The 18,771-nt window shown below is 34.3% G+C and carries 15 protein-coding genes; 8 read left to right on the forward strand and 7 right to left on the reverse strand.

All coding sequences use genetic code 11. The annotated features are described in order from the left end of the window. The first annotated feature begins 91 nt into the window (after nt 1–91). The gene (locus tag BN3107_RS13070) at nt 92–559 is read left to right on the forward strand and encodes a nucleoside deaminase (protein ID WP_058308095.1); all 468 of its coding nucleotides are present in this window, start codon (nt 92–94) and stop codon (nt 557–559) included. Nucleotides 560–579: 20 nt separating this feature from the next. Here the strand turns inward: BN3107_RS13070 and BN3107_RS13075 are convergent, their stop codons facing one another. Continuing rightward, nucleotides 580–1,788 carry a Bcr/CflA family efflux MFS transporter gene (locus tag BN3107_RS13075; RefSeq protein WP_262359974.1) on the reverse strand — a complete coding sequence of 403 codons (1,209 nt, stop codon included), beginning with the start codon at nt 1,786–1,788 and terminating at the stop codon, nt 580–582. A gap of 179 nt (nt 1,789–1,967) precedes the next feature. Between BN3107_RS13075 and BN3107_RS13080 the strand changes: the two genes are divergently transcribed. Beyond that, nucleotides 1,968–2,249 carry a hypothetical protein gene (locus BN3107_RS13080; protein ID WP_058308097.1) on the forward strand — a complete coding sequence of 94 codons (282 nt, stop codon included), beginning with the start codon at nt 1,968–1,970 and terminating at the stop codon, nt 2,247–2,249. Between the two features lie 73 nt (nt 2,250–2,322). Here the strand turns inward: BN3107_RS13080 and BN3107_RS13085 are convergent, their stop codons facing one another. Then, on the reverse strand, nt 2,323–3,237 hold the full coding sequence (locus BN3107_RS13085) for a phosphatidate cytidylyltransferase (RefSeq protein ID WP_148434731.1): 915 nt from the start codon (nt 3,235–3,237) through the stop codon (nt 2,323–2,325). A 96-nt stretch (nt 3,238–3,333) separates the two neighbouring features. Here BN3107_RS13085 and BN3107_RS13090 point away from each other — a divergent pair, with 96 nt between their 5' ends. Further along, the gene (locus BN3107_RS13090) at nt 3,334–3,894 is read left to right on the forward strand and encodes a hypothetical protein (protein ID WP_058308099.1); all 561 of its coding nucleotides are present in this window, start codon (nt 3,334–3,336) and stop codon (nt 3,892–3,894) included. A gap of 4 nt (nt 3,895–3,898) precedes the next feature. On the opposite strand, the gene BN3107_RS13095 is transcribed toward BN3107_RS13090, so the two are convergent. From BN3107_RS13095 to BN3107_RS13105, 3 genes are all read right to left on the reverse strand, one after another. After that, nucleotides 3,899–4,897: an LLM class flavin-dependent oxidoreductase gene (locus tag BN3107_RS13095; protein WP_058308100.1), complete on the reverse strand. Its 999-nt coding sequence runs from the start codon at nt 4,895–4,897 to the stop codon at nt 3,899–3,901. Between the two features lie 524 nt (nt 4,898–5,421). After that, nucleotides 5,422–7,200: a coiled-coil domain-containing protein gene (locus BN3107_RS13100; RefSeq protein WP_058308101.1), complete on the reverse strand. Its 1,779-nt coding sequence runs from the start codon at nt 7,198–7,200 to the stop codon at nt 5,422–5,424. Between the two features lie 2 nt (nt 7,201–7,202). Then, entirely contained in the window at nt 7,203–9,206 is a 2,004-nt protein-coding gene (locus BN3107_RS13105) for an efflux RND transporter permease subunit (protein ID WP_077065124.1), read from the reverse strand. 216 nt (nt 9,207–9,422) lie between these two features. Between BN3107_RS13105 and BN3107_RS13110 the strand changes: the two genes are divergently transcribed. After that, a complete protein-coding gene (locus tag BN3107_RS13110; protein ID WP_058308103.1) occupies nt 9,423–9,980 on the forward strand; it encodes a TetR/AcrR family transcriptional regulator in 558 nt (185 codons plus the stop codon). Between the two features lie 123 nt (nt 9,981–10,103). Here BN3107_RS13110 and BN3107_RS13115 read toward each other — a convergent pair whose 3' ends face one another. Next, complete coding sequence (locus BN3107_RS13115) at nt 10,104–10,742, reverse strand: hypothetical protein (RefSeq protein ID WP_058308104.1); 639 nt, start codon at nt 10,740–10,742, stop codon at nt 10,104–10,106. 118 nt (nt 10,743–10,860) lie between these two features. Beyond that, nucleotides 10,861–11,673 (reverse strand): hypothetical protein, encoded by an 813-nt coding sequence (locus BN3107_RS13120; protein ID WP_058308105.1) that lies wholly within the window; start codon nt 11,671–11,673, stop codon nt 10,861–10,863. A gap of 201 nt (nt 11,674–11,874) precedes the next feature. Between BN3107_RS13120 and BN3107_RS13125 the strand changes: the two genes are divergently transcribed. The 4 genes from BN3107_RS13125 to BN3107_RS13145 all read left to right on the forward strand — a co-directional run bounded on the left by BN3107_RS13125 (nt 11,875) and on the right by BN3107_RS13145 (nt 18,694). Then, the gene (locus BN3107_RS13125; RefSeq protein WP_077065125.1) at nt 11,875–14,349 is read left to right on the forward strand and encodes a transglycosylase domain-containing protein; all 2,475 of its coding nucleotides are present in this window, start codon (nt 11,875–11,877) and stop codon (nt 14,347–14,349) included. 198 nt (nt 14,350–14,547) lie between these two features. Next, nucleotides 14,548–15,360 (forward strand): ATP-grasp domain-containing protein, encoded by an 813-nt coding sequence (locus tag BN3107_RS13130; protein ID WP_058308106.1) that lies wholly within the window; start codon nt 14,548–14,550, stop codon nt 15,358–15,360. A 95-nt stretch (nt 15,361–15,455) separates the two neighbouring features. Continuing rightward, nucleotides 15,456–16,442 carry a glycoside hydrolase family 43 protein gene (locus BN3107_RS13135; RefSeq protein ID WP_058308107.1) on the forward strand — a complete coding sequence of 329 codons (987 nt, stop codon included), beginning with the start codon at nt 15,456–15,458 and terminating at the stop codon, nt 16,440–16,442. A 542-nt stretch (nt 16,443–16,984) separates the two neighbouring features. Then, the gene (locus BN3107_RS13145; protein WP_058309241.1) at nt 16,985–18,694 is read left to right on the forward strand and encodes a methyl-accepting chemotaxis protein; all 1,710 of its coding nucleotides are present in this window, start codon (nt 16,985–16,987) and stop codon (nt 18,692–18,694) included. Nucleotides 18,695–18,771 lie beyond the last annotated feature (77 nt).

An 18,771-nucleotide genomic window follows, 5' to 3' on the forward strand; every position in this document is an offset into this window, starting at 1 on the left:
AGAAGATGATTGTCAAAAAGCATTTCACAATGATTACATCTTATTAATTAATAGGATATTATAGTGCTATGCAGATAGGGAGGAAATTAGCATGCAAGAAAAATACATGAAATACGCATTGCAATTGGCTTACCAAAATGTTCAAAATTTAAATGGAGGGCCTTTTGCTGCCGTCATAGTAAAGGATAATCAAATTGTGGGAGAAGGTACAAATGTTGTCACCACTGCAAATGATCCAACTGCACACGCGGAAATAAGTGCCATTCGGGACGCCTGTAAAAATTTGAATACTTACCAATTAACAGACTGTGAAATTTATACGAGTTGCGAACCGTGTCCCATGTGTCTAGGCGCTATATATTGGGCTCGTCCAAAAGCTGTGTACTATTTTAATACACGAAAGGAAGCTGCAAAAATCGGATTTGATGATCAATATATTTATGATCAACTTGCTCTAAGTATTGATGAAAGAAGTTTACAAATGCATAAAATTGATCTCGATAGTGAACAATTACCTTTTCCACTTTGGGAAACAATATTGGAAAAAGTCGAATATTAAAAAGGGATGAGATTAAGGACTCATCCCTTTTTGTTTGTTGTGAATAGAAAGAATATAATCGTTCCTATTAAGGAATTTGTAAATAACACTGCCCCCATTGGAACGGCTGTTGTCTCATCTATGCCAACTAATGGGGCTACTATTGCACCCATCACCAGTGGCAACATTCCTAATAGTGCACTCGCAGTTCCTGCATTTTTCTTTTGTTGTTCCATTGCTAAAGAAAAACTACTCGTTAAAATAATCCCAACTGAATTCAAATGAATAAATATCGGAATTACCAACATAAATAATGGCCATTGAAATAAAGTAGCTAACAATAGCACGGTGTTAGCAGATAGCGACATCATTACACCCGTACGTAATAAGCTTCTTTCAGAAAAAACAGAACTTAATCGCCCCACTAGGAAACTACCAAAAATAATAGCTAAACCATTTACACCAAATAGAATACTGAAAACTTGTGGAGAAACATTATAAATATCTTGATATACGAATGGTGTACCAGCAACATAAGCAAAAGTTCCACCTTGTACAAAACATACGACAATTGCATATCCTATAAAAGAGCGATCTTTAAATAGACCTCCCATCGTTTTGATAGAATTTATAATAGAGCTTGGTGTCCGGTTTTCTTCTGGCAATGTTTCTGGTAATTTGAATGCACTAATGGTGACCATTATGATCCCTAGTAAAAATAAAAATACGAAAATCGTATGCCATGAAGCAAAAGGTAATAATAGCACTGCACCACCTGAAATTGGCGCAATCATTGGTGCTGTTGCATTAATTACCATTAATAATGCGAAAAACTTTGTTAATGCCTTTCCATCAAAAACATCCCTTACCACTGCACGTGATAGTACAACCCCTGCTGATGCGGTAAAACCTTGCAGGAAACGAGCGATGATTAAGATGATTATATTTGGTGCTAATGCGCACAATAATGAAAATATCGCAAATAAAGATATAAAGAATAATATCGGTTTTCGTCGCCCGACACTATCGCTGATTGGTCCAATTACTACTTGTCCAAATGCTAACCCTAATAAACAAGCTGTTAGACTTAATTGTACAAGAGATGCCCGTGCCCCTAAGTCATCCGCTATTTGAGGAAAACTTGGTAAATACATATCAATATTAAACGGACCTAACATGGCTAGCATAGCTAACAAAAATGCTAAACCGATCCGCTGCTTTCCTGTTGGATTATGTAGTCTTTGCTCGATGATAAACCCTCCTCATTCATCCTATTATAAAGTAACAAATAGCAAAGTAATAATGATCCGCTTGCAATACTTGTTAACAAATTGTTACATTTGTCTTCCTTTTTTAACGAAAAAATGTGTTTCATTTCTAAACATTTGGTCTATATATAACTAGATAACAAATGAGGAGGATCAACAACATGAAAAAAATCTTATCTAAAAAAGTCATGCTTGAGGAAAAGCTAAATATGAATCAGATTATCGCTTTACACACATATGAGAAAAGTTATAATGGTTCCATTTATATACTAGCCAATCATGAAATATTGACGCTTGGAAATTTACCGAGACTTGTTACTTTTTCTTTATTAACTAATAGAAATTGTCAGCTTCATTTTATCGTTGAAGGAGAGAATCCAAATCGAGCTCTAGAGGATATTAATACGTATCTAACTCCTAACACATACCATATAGCAAACTAACCATATAGCAAACTAACCGTTTACTTAGGCAAACCAAAAGCGCACCTACATTTTTAAGGTGCGCTCGCATCGATTACATAAACTCAAAAAAATAACGAATAACATGAAAAAATATTGGTGCTGTATATGCTAGACTATCAATTCGATTTAAATAACGATCTTTTAATTGTTCCAGCTTTTCGGTATTTCCTATAAGAAGGTCTCGTTTTAATACAGAGATTGTTAGACTCCCAAAAAAGCCAGCCACACTTATCAAGATTCCTGATACGATCCCGAAAGTTAAATCAAGTGGTGTTAATAAAGGATAAATATAATAGGACGTTACCGTGGTAATAATCAGCCCTGCGATAAACCCCTCCCAGGTAATATATCGATTCGCAGTTGGAGCGAGCTTATGTTTTCCTAAATAAAGGGATACCAAATATTGGAATACATCATTCACTTGCGTCAGGATGATTAAATATAGTACTAGGTTTGCCCCATATTCTGGTGTCGCCACTGGGAAGTAGGCAAGATGACTAAGACCAAAAACCATTAACATTAATCCCCACTGTGTAAAACTTACCGATCGTAAAAATCCAGCTGTTCCCTTCCCTATTATTCTTGGTAACGGTAAAAATAAGAACACATAGACTGGTATAAACACAATAAACATTCCATACCAACCGATATAAATCCAATAGAAATGTAATGGTATCATAAAATAAGCCCATAAAAACAGACGTCGATCCGATTTTCGAGTCTTCATCATTGAAAAATATTCTCTTAATGCAAAATAACAAAGAATCATAATAGCAAAAAGGGATACTTTTGGATTAAATAATGTGGCGAAACAAAAGATGACAAACATTCCCCACCATGTTTTGACTCTTATTTGTATTTTGGAGAAGTCTTTATCTTGTTGAAATCTTGGTGCTACCTTAAAAACAATAGAAACGATAATTAATACGATACATATAATTGCTAAAGTCCAAATGGTTTCTTGCAATTCGACCACCCAATCTTTTTTTAAAAACTGCATTCATTTTACAGGATTTGCTTTATAATGAAAAGAGAATACTAAATATTTAAGTTGGTGATCAAGATGAGTCAGGAATTTGTATATATTATGTTATCTGATACAGGAACATTATTCACAAATGTCATTAAAACGTACACCAAAGCACCTTATAATCATGCCTCCTTGTCATTTGACTCTGAGCTAAAAGAGATGTATAGCTTTGGAAGAAAGAATCCAAAAAATCCGTTAAATGGTGGATTTGTGAAGGAAGATATTTTGACTGGAACTTATAGTAGGTATCCGAATACTAGTTGTGTTATTTATCGTTTACAGGTGACTCAACGTGAAAAAGAAAAAATGAAAAGGATTTTAGAAGTCTTCATTAAAAACAACCATAAATTTCTTTATAATATTTTAGGTGTAATTGGTGTGTCCTTGAGAGAACCCATAGAGTTTAGCAATTCTTACTTTTGTTCGCAATTTGTTGCCGATATCCTTTATCGATCAGGTATACACTTGTGGGATAAACTGCCAGCAATGGTGACACCTGAAGATTTCAGAAACAGCCCATCTCTCGAACTTATTTATGAAGGAAAATTGTACGACTATCTCCCAATCAAAAATGTCATGACAAGGTCTCAGTAGCTTGTCATGACTGAAATGCTTTAGCGATTAATTGATATGATTTCTTTTTGGCTTCAAAATCATGAATGTTCGTGATAACCATAAATTCATCTGTTTGATAAAGTTCTTGTAAATTCAATAACTCTTTTTTTACTTTATCAGGAGTACCTACAATACAACGTTTACGATTTTGTTTGATTGTAGTTCGTTCATCCTCTGTGAATTCTTTACTTTGCACTTCTTTGATGGAAGGAACTTTAGTGTCCGCTCCTTTTCCTACATTTAATAACCATTTATCTTGCGTTAAAGCAAGTTCTTCTGCCTTCTCCTCAGTTTCTGCACAGACTACAAAAATACATACAATTGATGTTGGTTGATCGCTTGTAACAGAAGACTGAAAATTCTTCATATACGTTTCCATCACTTTTTCACCGTTATCGGATTTAATAAAATGACCAAACACAAACCCCACTCCGTGATTAGCTGCCGTTTTTGCCCCTCTTTCAGACAAACCTAACACCCAAATTGGAGGATAATGATCGATGCGTGGTCCTGCTTTTACTAGACGAAATTCGTGATCTCGTGGCATAGAATTATGTAAAAAACCTTGCAAATCAGCAAGCTGTCTTGGAAAATCGCTTAACGACTTATTTTGATTATCGGTTAAAGCAGATCGTGTTAATTGAGACCCACCCGGTGAACGACCTACGCCTAGATCAATTCTGTTTGGAAAAAATGCCTCCAAAGTCTTGAAATTTTCTGCTATTTTATAAGGACTGAATTGTGGAAGTAAAACGCCTCCAGAGCCGAGGCGAATTGTTCTAGTAACAGAGGCTATTCTTGTCATAATTATTTCTGGTGAAGAACTTGTTAATCCGTTGGTATTATGATGTTCTGCTACCCAATAGCGATGGTAACCTAGTTGTTCTGTCCATTGTGCTAACTCTAATGAATGCTGTAACGTTGTTTCTGGTGATTGTCCTCTTGATATAGGTGCTTGGTCGAGTACACTTAATTTCAAAATACTAACTCTCCTTTTGATTAATTCAAATGATTTGGTTCATAACAGATTTTATCGCTCAAATCTTTCATTTATTATTAACGTTTTAGACGATATATGGATTTATCGGACAAAACTCATGATTTCTCTTTGCCTTTTTGGGCGATATATTGGTTTATTGGACAAAACTCATGATTTCTCTTTGTCTTTTGGGCGATATATTGGTTTATTGGACAAAACTCATGATTTCTCTTTGTCTTTTGGGCGATATACTGGTTTATCGGACACAAGTGATGATTTCTCTTTGCCTTTTTGGCCGATATACTGGTTTATCGGACAAAACTCATGATTTCTCTTTGTCTTTTTGGGCGATATATTGGTTTATCGGACAAAACTAGTGATTTCTCTTTGCCTTTTTGGGCGATATATTGATTTACCGGACAAAATTAGTGATTTCTCTTTGTCTTTTGGGCGATATCTTTTTTAAGACTCGCTTCTCCTAAAAGTATATACAAAAATAGTGACGGAGTGTTAATCCGTCACTTCACTTATCGAAAAAGATCTAGAATTTTATCCCAAAATCCTTTTTCTTCTTGTATTTCTTCCTCTTCTTCTTCTTGTTCTTGCTTGGTAATTGCTTCTGTTTTGATTACAAACTGAACGGATTGCACATTCTCATTTTTATCAGAAACAAAAGATTCTGCATCAAAGTCGGATTTATCATATTCGTTGATCATTTCATCAATTTCATCTTGCATTTGATCTGGCATATCACTTGTGGATTCTGCCAATTCGGAAGTACCTTCGTTTAATTCCGAAGCACCATTTTCTAATTCACTAGTACCATCAGAAATTCCCACTACACCTTGGTGAAAGTCTTGATAAGCTTGAGATAACTCGCCTACTCCATTCGTATATTCTACTAGACCGCCATGAAAGGATTGATAGTTAGTCGATAATGTGGCTAAACCTTCTTGCAATTCTGCCATTGATTCTTCAATATTCATTTCTTCACTTGCGGCAGCTATTTCACTTGCCATCGTTTCTAAAGATTTTGCCATTTCTATTTGAGAGCCGCTCACTTCTTTTAAAGTAGGAGAGACAGCCTCAAATGCTTCTTTGACTGCATCGTATGTTCCTTTTGCTTGTTGAGAAGCCTTAAATGTTTCTGCTAATTTTTGTACTACTTCTCTATCTTGATCTTCTTCTAATTTTCCAGCAACATTCTCTATATCTTCTTCCGTTATTTCATATGTTGGAATGGCGTTCATCGATTCATCCAATGCTTGGTATGCTTTGGTATAGTTATCGTTTAAATTGGTTAATCCTTTTTCAACTTCTTTTAATCCATCAGCAACTTGATCTAAACCATCTTGCAATTCTGAGAAATCACCAGCATCAAGCTCTTGATCCAACGAACTATTTATACTCGCTAACGCTTCATTAATAGATGCAGAGCCGTTTATCAAATCGGATGAGCCATTATTTAACTCAACGATACCATTTTTATATTCATTTGAGCCATTTCTTAATTCATTCATCCCACTATTTAAATCCGTGATACCGTTTTTCAATTCTCCAACACCATTATCAATTTCTTCAGTCGCATCTGTTAAGCTTTGAAAATCCTCTGTCATTTCGTCTACATCAGGAGATTCAATTGACATGGAAGAGGGAATTCCGGTAATTTCAATCGCCTCTAATTCTAAGTCTGTCACATCAGCTTCCATCACCAGATTTTTTTCTTGATCAGGCATAACCGTAAATGTTATTTGCTTATTTTTTCCGGCATTCGCAATTGTACCTTCTTCTGCTACTATTTCTTGATATTTCTCCGCTTCTACGGTCAATGCGATTTGCAATAAATAATTCTCAACAAAAATAGGATTCACGTCTTCATTAATAGAAGTTTCGATTTCTATTTTCAAATGACCATCTTCTCCAACCATTTCATCTGGTGTGACCACTGTTCCATCGAGCTGATACGAGATATCAAACTCCCATGGTAATGCTTTACCTTCAAGATCTCCTTGGTAATAGAAAGTTTCTTCAGATGTAGAAAAAGAAACCTCGTCATCAACCTTTTTAATTTCAGATAGATCTGTTAAGTTTTTAACGGTTGTATAATTACCATAATCGGTAATATCACTCGTTTCATCAACTTCAAAACTATTAACTACATACATTTGCTGTTGAGCACCATCAGGTTGTAAGGTTGTATAAACAACTTCATCCTTTTCCACTTCATCACTGGCAGCAGCTACAGGTACAGTCGACAACAACAATATACTAATTGTTAAAACTACTAAGATACGTTTAATTATCATAATCAACCTTTCTCCTTGTAAAAGTTTGCTTTCCACGTTGTTACGTTAATCACTTTATCAAAAACGACAAGCATTGCTGGTAAGAAAAAGACTACTAAAATAAACGCTAGCAACGCTCCTCTTCCTAATAATAATCCTATCGATGATACGATTGGATTAGTGGAAGTCCATGCCAGGATAAATCCTACACTTGATAATATCGAGGCTGAAATGAGTATTGAAAAGATTTTTTCATCAACTGTTTTTTTGATTGCTTTCATTGCTGACATTTCTTTTCTATTTTCTTTGTATGCTTCTGTTAATAAGATCGCATAATCAACTGTTGCCGCTAATTGTACCGTACTCACAATCAAATAACCCACATAAACTAGTGATGTATCCATAAAATATGGTACAGATAAATTAATCCATACTGCTGATTGAATGGTTAATAATAAGACAATGGGCATTGAAATCGAACGGAAGGTCACTAATAAAACAATCGCTATAGCCACAATCGTTAAAATATTTACTACGATGTTATCTTTTTCTACTGTATCTTTCATATCATTTAAGGTAACACTTTCACCGAGTGCGTAAATATCATCTCCATAAAATTGTTCTGCCAATCCTTCGACCTTTTCTATCAAGGTAAATGCTTTTTCACCTTCAGAATCTGTATTGGTATTTAAGATAATTCTTGCATAATTATCCGAATAAAAGGACTCTGTTACCGATTCATCTAAGTACTCAGGAGGAATCGCGGCGCTAACAGTATTAACATAAGACAATACACTAGATACATGGTCAACATTTTCTAATTCCTGTATCAGTTCTTCTTCTTTAGCGATATCCCCTTTTGGAACTAACAAAACAAGTGGTGTTGATTTGCCGAATACTTGCTCAATAGCTCTTTCATCCTGTCCGACTCGCATGTCCTCTGGATGCTCACCTGTTCCGTAAATAAAGCTGGTATTACTTTGTGCTAAAAATGCAGGTATTAAAATTAAAAATACAAGAATGATACTTGGAATTCGGAACTTCATCACTCTTCTGCCAATATTTTTAAAGGTTGGTACAAGTGGCTTATGCTGTGTTTTGTCAATCCACTTATAGAACGTAAGAGTTAATGCCGGTAAAAAGATCATTACACTAATAAAACTTAACACAATCCCTTTAACAAGGTTTACCCCTAAGTCTGCTCCAATTTCAAAGTTCATAAAGGTAAGCGCCATAAAACCAAAAAACGTAGTAGACGCACTTGCTGCAATTGCTGGGAAGGATTGTTTCATTGCTAGTCGCATCGCATTTGTTGGGGCTTCGCCTTTATTTCGAAAGTCAGAAAAACTATGGAGGAGAAATATCGCATAATCGAGCGAAACTGCTAACTGTAATATCGGAGCAACCGACTGGGTGACAAAAGAAACTTCTCCTAAGAAAATATTTGTACCGAGGTTGATTAATACCGATACACCAATAGCCGTTAGAAAGAAAACCGGCTCCATCCACGAGTTAGTAGAAAGAACTAATATAATGATGATGATTGGTACAAGTAATAAGGCCGCATATGCAGATTCCGATCCTGCCATTTCCTGTGATACAGCAGTGTCTACCGCTTCCCCTGACAATGCATTCTCTTCACCAATCAACGTATAAATTTCATTTGTAATCGCCACTTCATCCCCATCTCGAATATTTAAGGATAATAGTGCATTCTGATCAAGGTAGTAGGTTTCAACAGTATCTTGATCTGCCATTTCAAGTGGGGCCTTTATATCAATTGCATCGTCGAGCCAAGTCACTTCACTAACACCATCAATGGCTTCTAGCTCTGCTTTATACTCAAGTGCTTCCTGTACCGTCACATCCTCTAACATTACACGAGCATTTTCTACACCTGAATCAAATTCCTCTTCCATCAAATCCATCGCATTTGTGGAGGGGGCATCTTCGGGTAAATAATCAGCCATATCATAATTGACGGAAACACCAAATTGCGTAACCACACTTATTAAAGTAATCAGCATAAATGTGATAACTATTGATTTTTTATATTGAATTATCTTTGTTGAAAGGTCAATCGTAATTCATCCTCTCTTGCATTTATCTTAATTCCACTTTATCATTATATAGACACAGTGTTGGATATTCAACAAACAGTTTTTTTAACACTGTTTGTTTTCCAACATATTTAACGTTTTTGTTGTATTGTTACAAAAAATTCACATTTAGGAGGAGTTTTCTTGAGTATAAATCTGGATCGAAGAAAAAAGTATACAAGGATGGTATTAAAAAATAGTTTCATTCAATTATTAAACGAAAAAGCCTTCTCTTCTATTACGGTAAAGGAAATTTGTACGCGTGCTGACATCAATCGTTCTACATTTTACACCCATTACACCGATCAATTCGATTTACTTTACCAGATCGAAGCGGAAATTATTGAAGAAATGAATAAATATTTAAATGAATATAATTTCGTTGAAGAGGAAGAATCAATTGAAATGACAGAGAAGTTATTGGAATATATCAAAAACAGAAAAGAGATTTGTCAGACATTACTCCATCGCAATACGGGAACAAGTTTTGAAAAGAGAGTGATGGATATAGCGAGAGAGTTTTTGTTAAATAAAGCGATTAATATGAAAACCACTGAAGCTAGTTATCTAAGTACTTTTATTATTAGTGGCGCACTTCATGTGATCAAAGAGTGGCTTGCTAACGATACCAAGGAATCACCTAGACATATAGCCGAAATGATCAGTCAATTTACGAATAAAGGGTTATTGTTTATGAATTGAGCTATCTAGCTATTAGTTGCAGAGAGAGTTTGGGGTGAACCACTTCGGAAGTAAAGACCGCACAAGCCGAAGTGGTGAATACACAATTCACTTAGAGATTTTGAATTTAATATGCCCCGTTTTCTACTTATTTGAAGGGAATATAGTATACGACCAAGAATATAAAAAGTCGATAGCAAATATAACGGCCCATAGCATTCCAATACTATATAACGTTTCATTTGGATAGGGTGAACCTTGATAGTTTCCTGTTTCAAACCAGGAAAAGTCTGTTAAGTAATAAATCGCCTCATCCCAAGTATCTAATCCCATCATCCAAAAGATACCCTGGGCAATCACAAAGACGACTAAATGTATCATTGCGCTGCTTCTATTAATTTTCGCAACATACTTTGGATCTTGATTCTGTTCAATAATTTTATAATCTTTTGCGGTAAGAAGATCTACACCGCGCCAACCACCAATTTTTCTCCTCATCCATCGATCCAATTTCTTGAAATCAACAATACCAAATGTACATGCATATATCACAAAGATAAGGAGAACCATTTGAAAAGTGGAGAACTCCCCCGTATATTGATAAATAATAATCCCCATTAAAGCTTCTGCAACTACTAAAAGCAAAAAGGTAAAAATAAAGATGTTACTTATGCTCTTTTTAACAAAGAAATACCGAAACATACCAAACATTAGTAATGAAATAAAAGATATAATTTCGATTACGATGAAAATTTCCCATTGAAAGTCAATTAATATATTCATCCTACAATCCCTTCTTCTTCTTTTCTTTTAAACTTATGTGTATGCTGTTGCTATTATTATTCTAACATAATTATCCATTTAATTGACTTGAATTATGACTAGTCAAGTCAGTATTTATCTACTTTTGATTATCTCTAAAAGTAAATAGGTAACTAATAATAGCCAATAGAAGAATTTTCTTTTCAACCGTTAACTCTTTGGAGATTTCAACCATATCGTTGTTGAGTTCTTTAAAAACATCTGTGTATTCATGAGGGAATTTACCATTATAGAAATATGCCCAGCGATGATTGTTATCATCTCTGAGATCGAAATCACCTGACATACCAGATACCTTTATTTTCAAAAGTAACTTATCTTCTTCGTCAAATAACTTCCCTTTTGTATTTATCACATTTTTAAAATCATTTTGTACATAACTGCCCAAAAAATGATTATTGTGATCATAAATAAACAACCTTGTTACTTTCAAACCTTTTCTCTTAAAATAAAACAAAAGTTCTTCATCATGGGTATAAAAACCCATCGTAGTTGGTAAAAAAGATAGCATAGCATTACTAAAAACCGCTACCGGATAATACCACCAAGTTAGTGAAATAGTTTTAAGAGTACCAACAAAATTACCTTGTTTTTCAAAACATAATAATTGTGGTAAAACCGTGGCATCTTTTTTTAAAACTAAATGATTCAAATCAACTAAGCTAAGCTCCGAATATGGAATATCGATATCTTTCAGTTGATTATATTTGTGTCTGCTCATCACAGCCAACACCAAAATAAAAGCAAAAGGAAACAATGCCAAAAGGACTTCCAGCCATTCATTAACAGTTGATGGTGTATCAAAAATGATGAAACTGCTAATTAAAACAAATAATACCAATAAAATTATGTATGCTAATTTCTCACGTCGTTTATACAAACTTGCTATCATAAATAATCACCTCTTTTAAATTCATCCATAAATTACATATTATGATAATTGACTGTAACCTTCAAGTTGTATATATGGATAAAACCTCATACATTCTCATTAAAATTATAGGTCTAATAATCCATATTATTTAAAAACGGTTTATTTTATCAAAATAAAGGGTACTTTTAGTCAGGACTATTTATTAGAGGGGTTGACATCATGAAACACAAAAGTAAGACAGGAAATCAAAAAGGATTCTTAAAATTATTATTAGCATTATTTCTATTTCCCTTATCTTTCGTTATCATTGCTGGAATTACTGGATTTGCACTTATTGAGGACACACCACCACTAACTAAAGAACAGCTTGAAAATGCACAAACTTCTATTATTTATGATATGAACGGAAACAAGATTGCCAATATCTCTGGCGAAGAACATCGCTTATCGGTTGATATTAAGGATATTCCAATGAATGTACAAAACGCTTTTATAGCAATTGAAGATGCCAGATTTAGAGATCATGGCGGGATCGATATAAAACGAATCGCTGGTGCTGCGATCGCCAATGTTAAAGAAGGATGGGGTGCGGAAGGTGGAAGTACCATCACCCAGCAAGTGGTTAAAAATGCGTATCTCTCTCCTGAAAAAACGCTTAAACGAAAAGCGCAGGAAGCGTACCTAGCGATTCAAATGGAAGAAGATTATACAAAAGATGAAATATTAGAAATGTACTTAAACAAAATATATTTTGGTAACGGTGCATATGGAATTGGTGCAGCATCAGAAGTCTATTTTAATAAAGATGTTAGTGAGCTTTCAGTTGCTGAAGCTGCATTGTTAGCTGGACTACCTCAACGACCAAGTGGATACGATCCATATGTAAATCCTGAACTAGCAAATGACAGAAGAGACATTGTGTTAGCTTCCATGGAAAAAAATAATTTCATTTCCACTGAAGAAAAAGAAGAAGCAAAAGCAACTGAGTTAGACAATCTTCTACACAGGCAGAAAAACAAACAACAATATCAATATTTTATCGATCATGTAGTAGAGGAATTAAAAGCAAAAGGAATTGAAGAGACTGATATTTATTCTGGTGGATTAAAAATCTATTCAACACTTGATCCTGATGCCCAATCTTATACAGAGGAAACAATGACTGGAACTGATATTATACCTTTTCCTAATGATAACTTTAAATCAGGTGTTGTCTTACTTGACACTAAAACAGGAGCGATTCGGGCGATAGGTGGTAATCGTAATCCTCAAGAACTAGATATACAAAAAGGCTTTAATTATGCAACTGACATTAAACGACAACCTGGTTCAACTATTAAACCAATATTAGATTATGGTCCCTTGATTGAATATCAACAAAAATCTACTTATTATCAAATTAAAGATGAGGAACTCGAAATAGGTGACAAAACATTTAAAAATTATGATGATTCCTTTCACGGAATGGTTTCCATGCGTGAGGCATTAGTGAAATCATACAATATTCCTGCAATTAAAGCTTTTTTAGAAGTGGAAAACGATCAAGCAAAAGAGTTTGCCGCTAATTTAGGAATAAACTTAGAACATGCGTATCCTTCATATGCTATTGGTGGCTTTGGGGATGATGATGGCGTGTCCCCATTAAATATGGCAGGTGCATATGCTGCTTTCGGAAATCAAGGAGAGTACCATCAACCGTACAGTGTAACAAAAGTTGAATATCCAACAGGTGAAATCACCGAATATCAGTCTGAAGCAATACAAGCAATGAGTGATTTCACGGCTTACATGATTACGGATATGCTGCGTGATGTAGTACAGCGCGGAACAGGTACCTTAGCGAATATTGACGGTTTACCTTTAGCGGGGAAAACAGGGACAACAAATGGACCGGAAGGAATTAAGAATGGATCAACCGATTCTTGGTTTGTAGGCTATACAACTGAATATACGGCCGCGGTTTGGACTGGGTATGAAACAACATCACAAGAGCAATATATTACGAAAGAAGATGCTCGTATATCAAAACTATTATTCAAAGAGATTGTGTCTGAAGTTTCAAAAGATGTCGACACAGAACCATTTATTCAACCTTCCACTGTAAAAAAGATCGATATCGACAAACGAAATGGTAAAAAAGCATCAGCTCATACACCTAGCAATAGTAGGATAACGGAGTTGTTCGTTGAAGGTTCGACTGTTCCAACAAAATATATACCAACCAAAAAGAAGGTGGACAAAAAAACTGAAAAAGAGAAAGAAAAAGTAACAAATAAGCAAGAGGACAAAAAGAAGGAAAAAGATAAGGAAAAAGAAATAGAAAAGAAGAAGGAAAAGAAAGAGAAAGAAAATGAAGAAAAGAAACGTGAAAATGAGAAAAAGAAAAAGAAAAAGAAAGAAGAAAATGAAACAACCTCAATGACTGAAAATAAAGAAACCGAACAAACTAATGATGACAACACAGATAACGACAATGAGCAAAAGAAACAGTCTGAGAAAGACGAAACTTCACAAAACACGGGAGAAGTAGAAGATGATGATCAAGAAACGGATACAGAAGAAGAAACAGAAAGCACCAATGATAACGAAGAGGAAAATGAAAGTGAAGAAGTAGATACACAAGAAGAAGAATCTCAAAACACTTCAACTTCTAACTCTGACAATAAAGATACCGAAGAAGAAGAAGACTCTTAATTGCCTATAATTTATTTGGCAAACTCTTCTAAAAAATCATTCAATGCCACTAGCAAAAAACTCATTACTCTTGTAATGAGTTTTTTTGCTTTCCAAATCTAACTTAAAAATCATTAATAAAAACAAATTAAGTCTAGCTTTTATTAAAAAAAATGCTACTATTATATAGATAACTTAATAGAGATGGAGAAATGAACGATGAATATAGTTTCGTTTAATGCGTTTCGAACAATAGGTATTCCCAATGTAACTTATATAAAGCCTGACTTAATGTTTAAAGAAATAGAAACAGTAAAAAAAGCAAATCTCGTATTGTTTCCTGAGACTTGGCAAGTGCCTACACTTGTATATGGACTGAAAAAGCAAATATTTCCTAGTATCGAAACAATGCAATTAGGTATGAATAAAATAGAAATGACTCGAGCTCTCTGGAGTGTAGCAAAAGAACATGTGCCATATACTGAAATTCTTGCGAATAGTGAATCCAATATCCAAACCATCTTAACAACTTTTCCCTACCCTTTTGTCGCTAAAGAAGTAAAAAATTCGATGGGTAAAGGTGTATTTTTAATAGAATCTGAGGAAGCGTTTCGTGACTATGCCTCTAAAAATGATGTGCTTTATATCCAAGAATACCTCCCGAATGATGGGAAAGATTTACGAATTTGTGTTGTTGGCGAAGAAATCTATGCTGCGTATTGGCGAGTAGGACTAGAAGGAGAATTTTTACACAATGTTTCACAAGGCGGTGAAGTGTGTACACAATTTATTCCTGAAGAAGCGTTACACCTCGTAACAAATATTGCTCAATCATTAAATATTAATCATGCAGGATTCGATATCATTGTTAGTGAAGGTCGTTATTATATATTAGAATTTAATGTGTTATTTGGAAATCAAGGTTTGATTGGAAAAGATGTAACAGTAGCACAAGCCATATATGCGTATATTTCTAATCACTTTTCGCCATCCAACCCTTCTCCTACATCACCGCGAAAAATTATTTCTTAATATATATTGATTGATAAGAAAACTTAGTTTTTCCACTGTACAAAGTAAGGTGTTTTCGTTATAATGATATGAGACTAATTTATGGAGGGGATTTTATGAGTAATCAATCCAAACAGAACGAAGCTCTGGTAACACATATTTATACTGCAGATCCATCCGCCCATGTTTTTGAGGGGAAAATTTACATTTATCCATCTCATGATTTAGAGCATGATGGCGAATCTTTTGATGACGGCTCACAATATGCAATGGAAGACTATCATGTTTTCTCTATGGAAAATGAAAGCGCTCCAGTTGTAGATCATGGTGAGGTTCTTCATGTAAAAGACATTCCATGGGCAAGCCAACAAATGTGGGCACCTGACGCAGCATACAAAAATGGCAAGTATTATCTTGTTTACCCTGCTAAAGATCATGATGGGATTTTCCGCATCGGAATTGCTACAAGTGATAATCCTGCAGGACCTTTCAAGCCTGAAGAAAATTATATCCCGGGTAGTTATAGTATAGATCCGGCTGTATTAATTGATGATGATAACAAAGCATATTGTTATATAGGTGGTCTTTGGGGCGGTCAATTAGAACAATGGCAAACAGGCAGTCATAATCCGGAAGGAAAGGAACCTGCACCTGACCAACCAGCATATGGACCACGTATTGCAGAGTTCAGTGAAGATATGCTTACTTTTAAAGAAGATCCAAAAGAGATATCCATTGTCGATAGTGATGGTAATCCAATTCTCGCTGGTGACGAGGATCGACGATTTTTTGAAGGTGCATGGGTACATAAGTATGAAGGTCGATATTACTTATCCTATTCAACCGGAACTACTCACAAAATTGTCTATGCGGTAGGTGACAATCCTTATGGTCCATTTGAATTTAAAGGAACCATTTTGAATCCTGTTATTGGCTGGACTACTCATCACTCTATAGTTCAATTTAACGATAAATGGTATCTATTCTACCATGACGCTTCCTTATCAAATGGTATAAATCATCAACGTTCGATAAAATTTACAGAAATCACATACGATGAATCTGGAAATATTCAAACGATTGAACCATACGAAAATAAATAAATTTAAAGCTCTAATGACAACGATTTGTTGTTATTAGAGCTTTTTTCTTCTCAATTAATGAAAAATATCTAAGTTACAGTCATGTAGATAACAAGTGCAATGATTGATCCTATTATTGCAACAATGTATATCATAGATAATCTTTTAAGCTGGGTTTTACTTTTTTCTCTGTAGTTTGGATCACTTCTCCCCAACTGTTGAAAGGTTAGTAGAAATGCAGCGATACAAATTACTAGAATAAGAATGATATATATAGCCACTTTAATAGCCTCCTTTGGTTTTACATCCTACAGACCTATATAACACTAATTAAGATAAAATAAACTATATAAGGAAAAATTACTTTGATAATGATTTTTAATTATTAGTTTTTAAGACACCATATTTTGTAGTTCTAGTAAATAGGAACAAGGATCCACTAAAATTAACTGATTTTACAAAAAACTTATATTAAGTTTACAATACCTTAACATCTCTTTGCTAAAATATCTTCATACAAGACAAAAGACCTATTCCAAAAGGAGAATCTATCATTGAAGATCATGCCATTTAATAAGACAAAGTACGTACAAAAACTATTAAAAAGGTTCTCACTAAAGACGAGATTGCTTATATTATTTGTAACATTTCTAACACTTTCTGTTATTTTAGTCGGAGTATATTCATACATAAACGCTAAAGAAACAACGGTAACATCTACTGAAAATCGTCTAATGCGAGAAGGCGAACTTATGCGTTATATAGCTGAAAACTTAAAGTTTTTATATGTAAGTGATGAAGCGTATTTCATGCAACAGTTAGAAATAAATATACGATCACAACAGGATAAACTAAGTGAAGAAGGAATTGATACCGATATTTTTTATATCAAAGATAACAAAGTGATCCCTTTTCAAGTTAGCAATGAAAGCAATTTAACTTTTTCTGACTCCTTAATAAATGAAATGAGCGATCTTAATCAAGGTATCTTGTACGAAGAAATTGCAAATGAGGATTATACTATATTTGTAGAAGACCTCCAAACTGTAATTGGTGGCAATTATGTATTAGCTGTTCCAACGTCTTCTTACATGGAACCTGTAGTGAAATTAGGTCAAAACATTATCATTATTATTATTGTTAGTCTAATTCTCTCCAGTATCTTCATTATTTTATTTGTCAAAAGTTTAATCAATCCTATCTTCAAACTTCAACGTGAGATGAGTGAAGCACAAAATGGAAATTTAAGAAGGTCGAGTGATATTGATACAACTATCCCAGAAATCGTTTCCTTACATAAAAGTTATCAGACATTAATGGATCAAATTAGAGCAATGTGGAATGAACTTAATGATACAACAACAAAACTAAGAACTACTGGGGTTCAATTAAAAGAGTCTTCCAGTGATTCTTTATCCTCGAGTCACCAATTAATTGAAGCTATTAATACAGTCAAAGAAGGTTCCGAACAAACAGTCAGAAATGCTGAGGATAGTGCAGGTCACTTCCAAGAAATGAAAAATAAAGTAGAGTCCTTAAATAGAAATATGACATTAGTAGAGAATAGCTCAAAAGATATGAATGATTCAGCAAAAAACGGTGACCAAAATATTAAAAATTTAATTGATACTATATTGTCATTTGAACAAGACTTTGAACAAATGAATAAAACTATTTATAAAGTCAATACTCACTCAAGTTCAATAACAAGTTTAGTAGATCTAATTAAAGGTATTGCAGAGCAAACTAAATTATTAGCATTAAATGCAACAATTGAAGCAGCAAGAGCTGGTGAGTATGGCAAAGGATTCGCCGTAGTAGCTGATGAAGTAAGAAAACTAGCTGAGCAAGCTACAAACAATTCGGAAAAAATTACAAGCTCGCTAACTGAGATGAGGAATGTTGCATCACAAGCAACAGATGAGTTTGAACTAATGAATTCAAAAATCCATTCTAATCTTAATACAGCAAAAAAATCAAAGATTTCTATTGATCAATTGATGAATGAAATATTTACAGTAAGTGAACGGATTAGTGGGATGCGGCAAGAACTTTTTCATTTAGATAGGATATTGCCGACACTCGAAAAATCGACTGAAAATTATGCCTATGTTGCTCAAGAAACGTTAATAAGTACAGAACAAATGAATGAAACTAGTGATGAACAAATACATCAAATGGAGCACACTCATGAAATCGGCTTAGCGCTTACTGATGTATCTCAATCCCTTGCTGAACTTACAAAACGCTTTAAAATCAACGTTAAAGAGTAATGATACAATTTGAATTTAAACTCTCAGTGGGGTTCATTCCCCACTGAGAGAAACTTAATCATAACGTTCATTCCATT

The sequence above is a fragment of the Gracilibacillus massiliensis genome (genome assembly GCF_001458115.1).
Lineage (GTDB): Bacteria > Bacillota > Bacilli > Bacillales > Amphibacillaceae > Gracilibacillus > Gracilibacillus massiliensis.

What these genes read in the sequence shown, in the direction of transcription:
- BN3107_RS13115 (WP_058308104.1), bottom strand. Translation starts at nt 10,742, where the DNA reads ATGAATATATTAATTGACTTTCAATGGGAAATTTTCATCGTAATCGAA.
- BN3107_RS13070 (WP_058308095.1), top strand. Translation starts at nt 92, where the DNA reads ATGCAAGAAAAATACATGAAATACGCATTGCAATTGGCTTACCAAAAT.
- BN3107_RS13145 (WP_058309241.1), top strand. Translation starts at nt 16,985, where the DNA reads ATGCCATTTAATAAGACAAAGTACGTACAAAAACTATTAAAAAGGTTC.
- BN3107_RS13135 (WP_058308107.1), top strand. Translation starts at nt 15,456, where the DNA reads ATGAGTAATCAATCCAAACAGAACGAAGCTCTGGTAACACATATTTAT.
- BN3107_RS13080 (WP_058308097.1), top strand. Translation starts at nt 1,968, where the DNA reads ATGAAAAAAATCTTATCTAAAAAAGTCATGCTTGAGGAAAAGCTAAAT.
- BN3107_RS13120 (WP_058308105.1), bottom strand. Translation starts at nt 11,673, where the DNA reads ATGATAGCAAGTTTGTATAAACGACGTGAGAAATTAGCATACATAATT.
- BN3107_RS13130 (WP_058308106.1), top strand. Translation starts at nt 14,548, where the DNA reads ATGAATATAGTTTCGTTTAATGCGTTTCGAACAATAGGTATTCCCAAT.
- BN3107_RS13125 (WP_077065125.1), top strand. Translation starts at nt 11,875, where the DNA reads ATGAAACACAAAAGTAAGACAGGAAATCAAAAAGGATTCTTAAAATTA.
- BN3107_RS13105 (WP_077065124.1), bottom strand. Translation starts at nt 9,206, where the DNA reads ATGCTGATTACTTTAATAAGTGTGGTTACGCAATTTGGTGTTTCCGTC.
- BN3107_RS13090 (WP_058308099.1), top strand. Translation starts at nt 3,334, where the DNA reads ATGAGTCAGGAATTTGTATATATTATGTTATCTGATACAGGAACATTA.
- BN3107_RS13100 (WP_058308101.1), bottom strand. Translation starts at nt 7,200, where the DNA reads ATGATAATTAAACGTATCTTAGTAGTTTTAACAATTAGTATATTGTTG.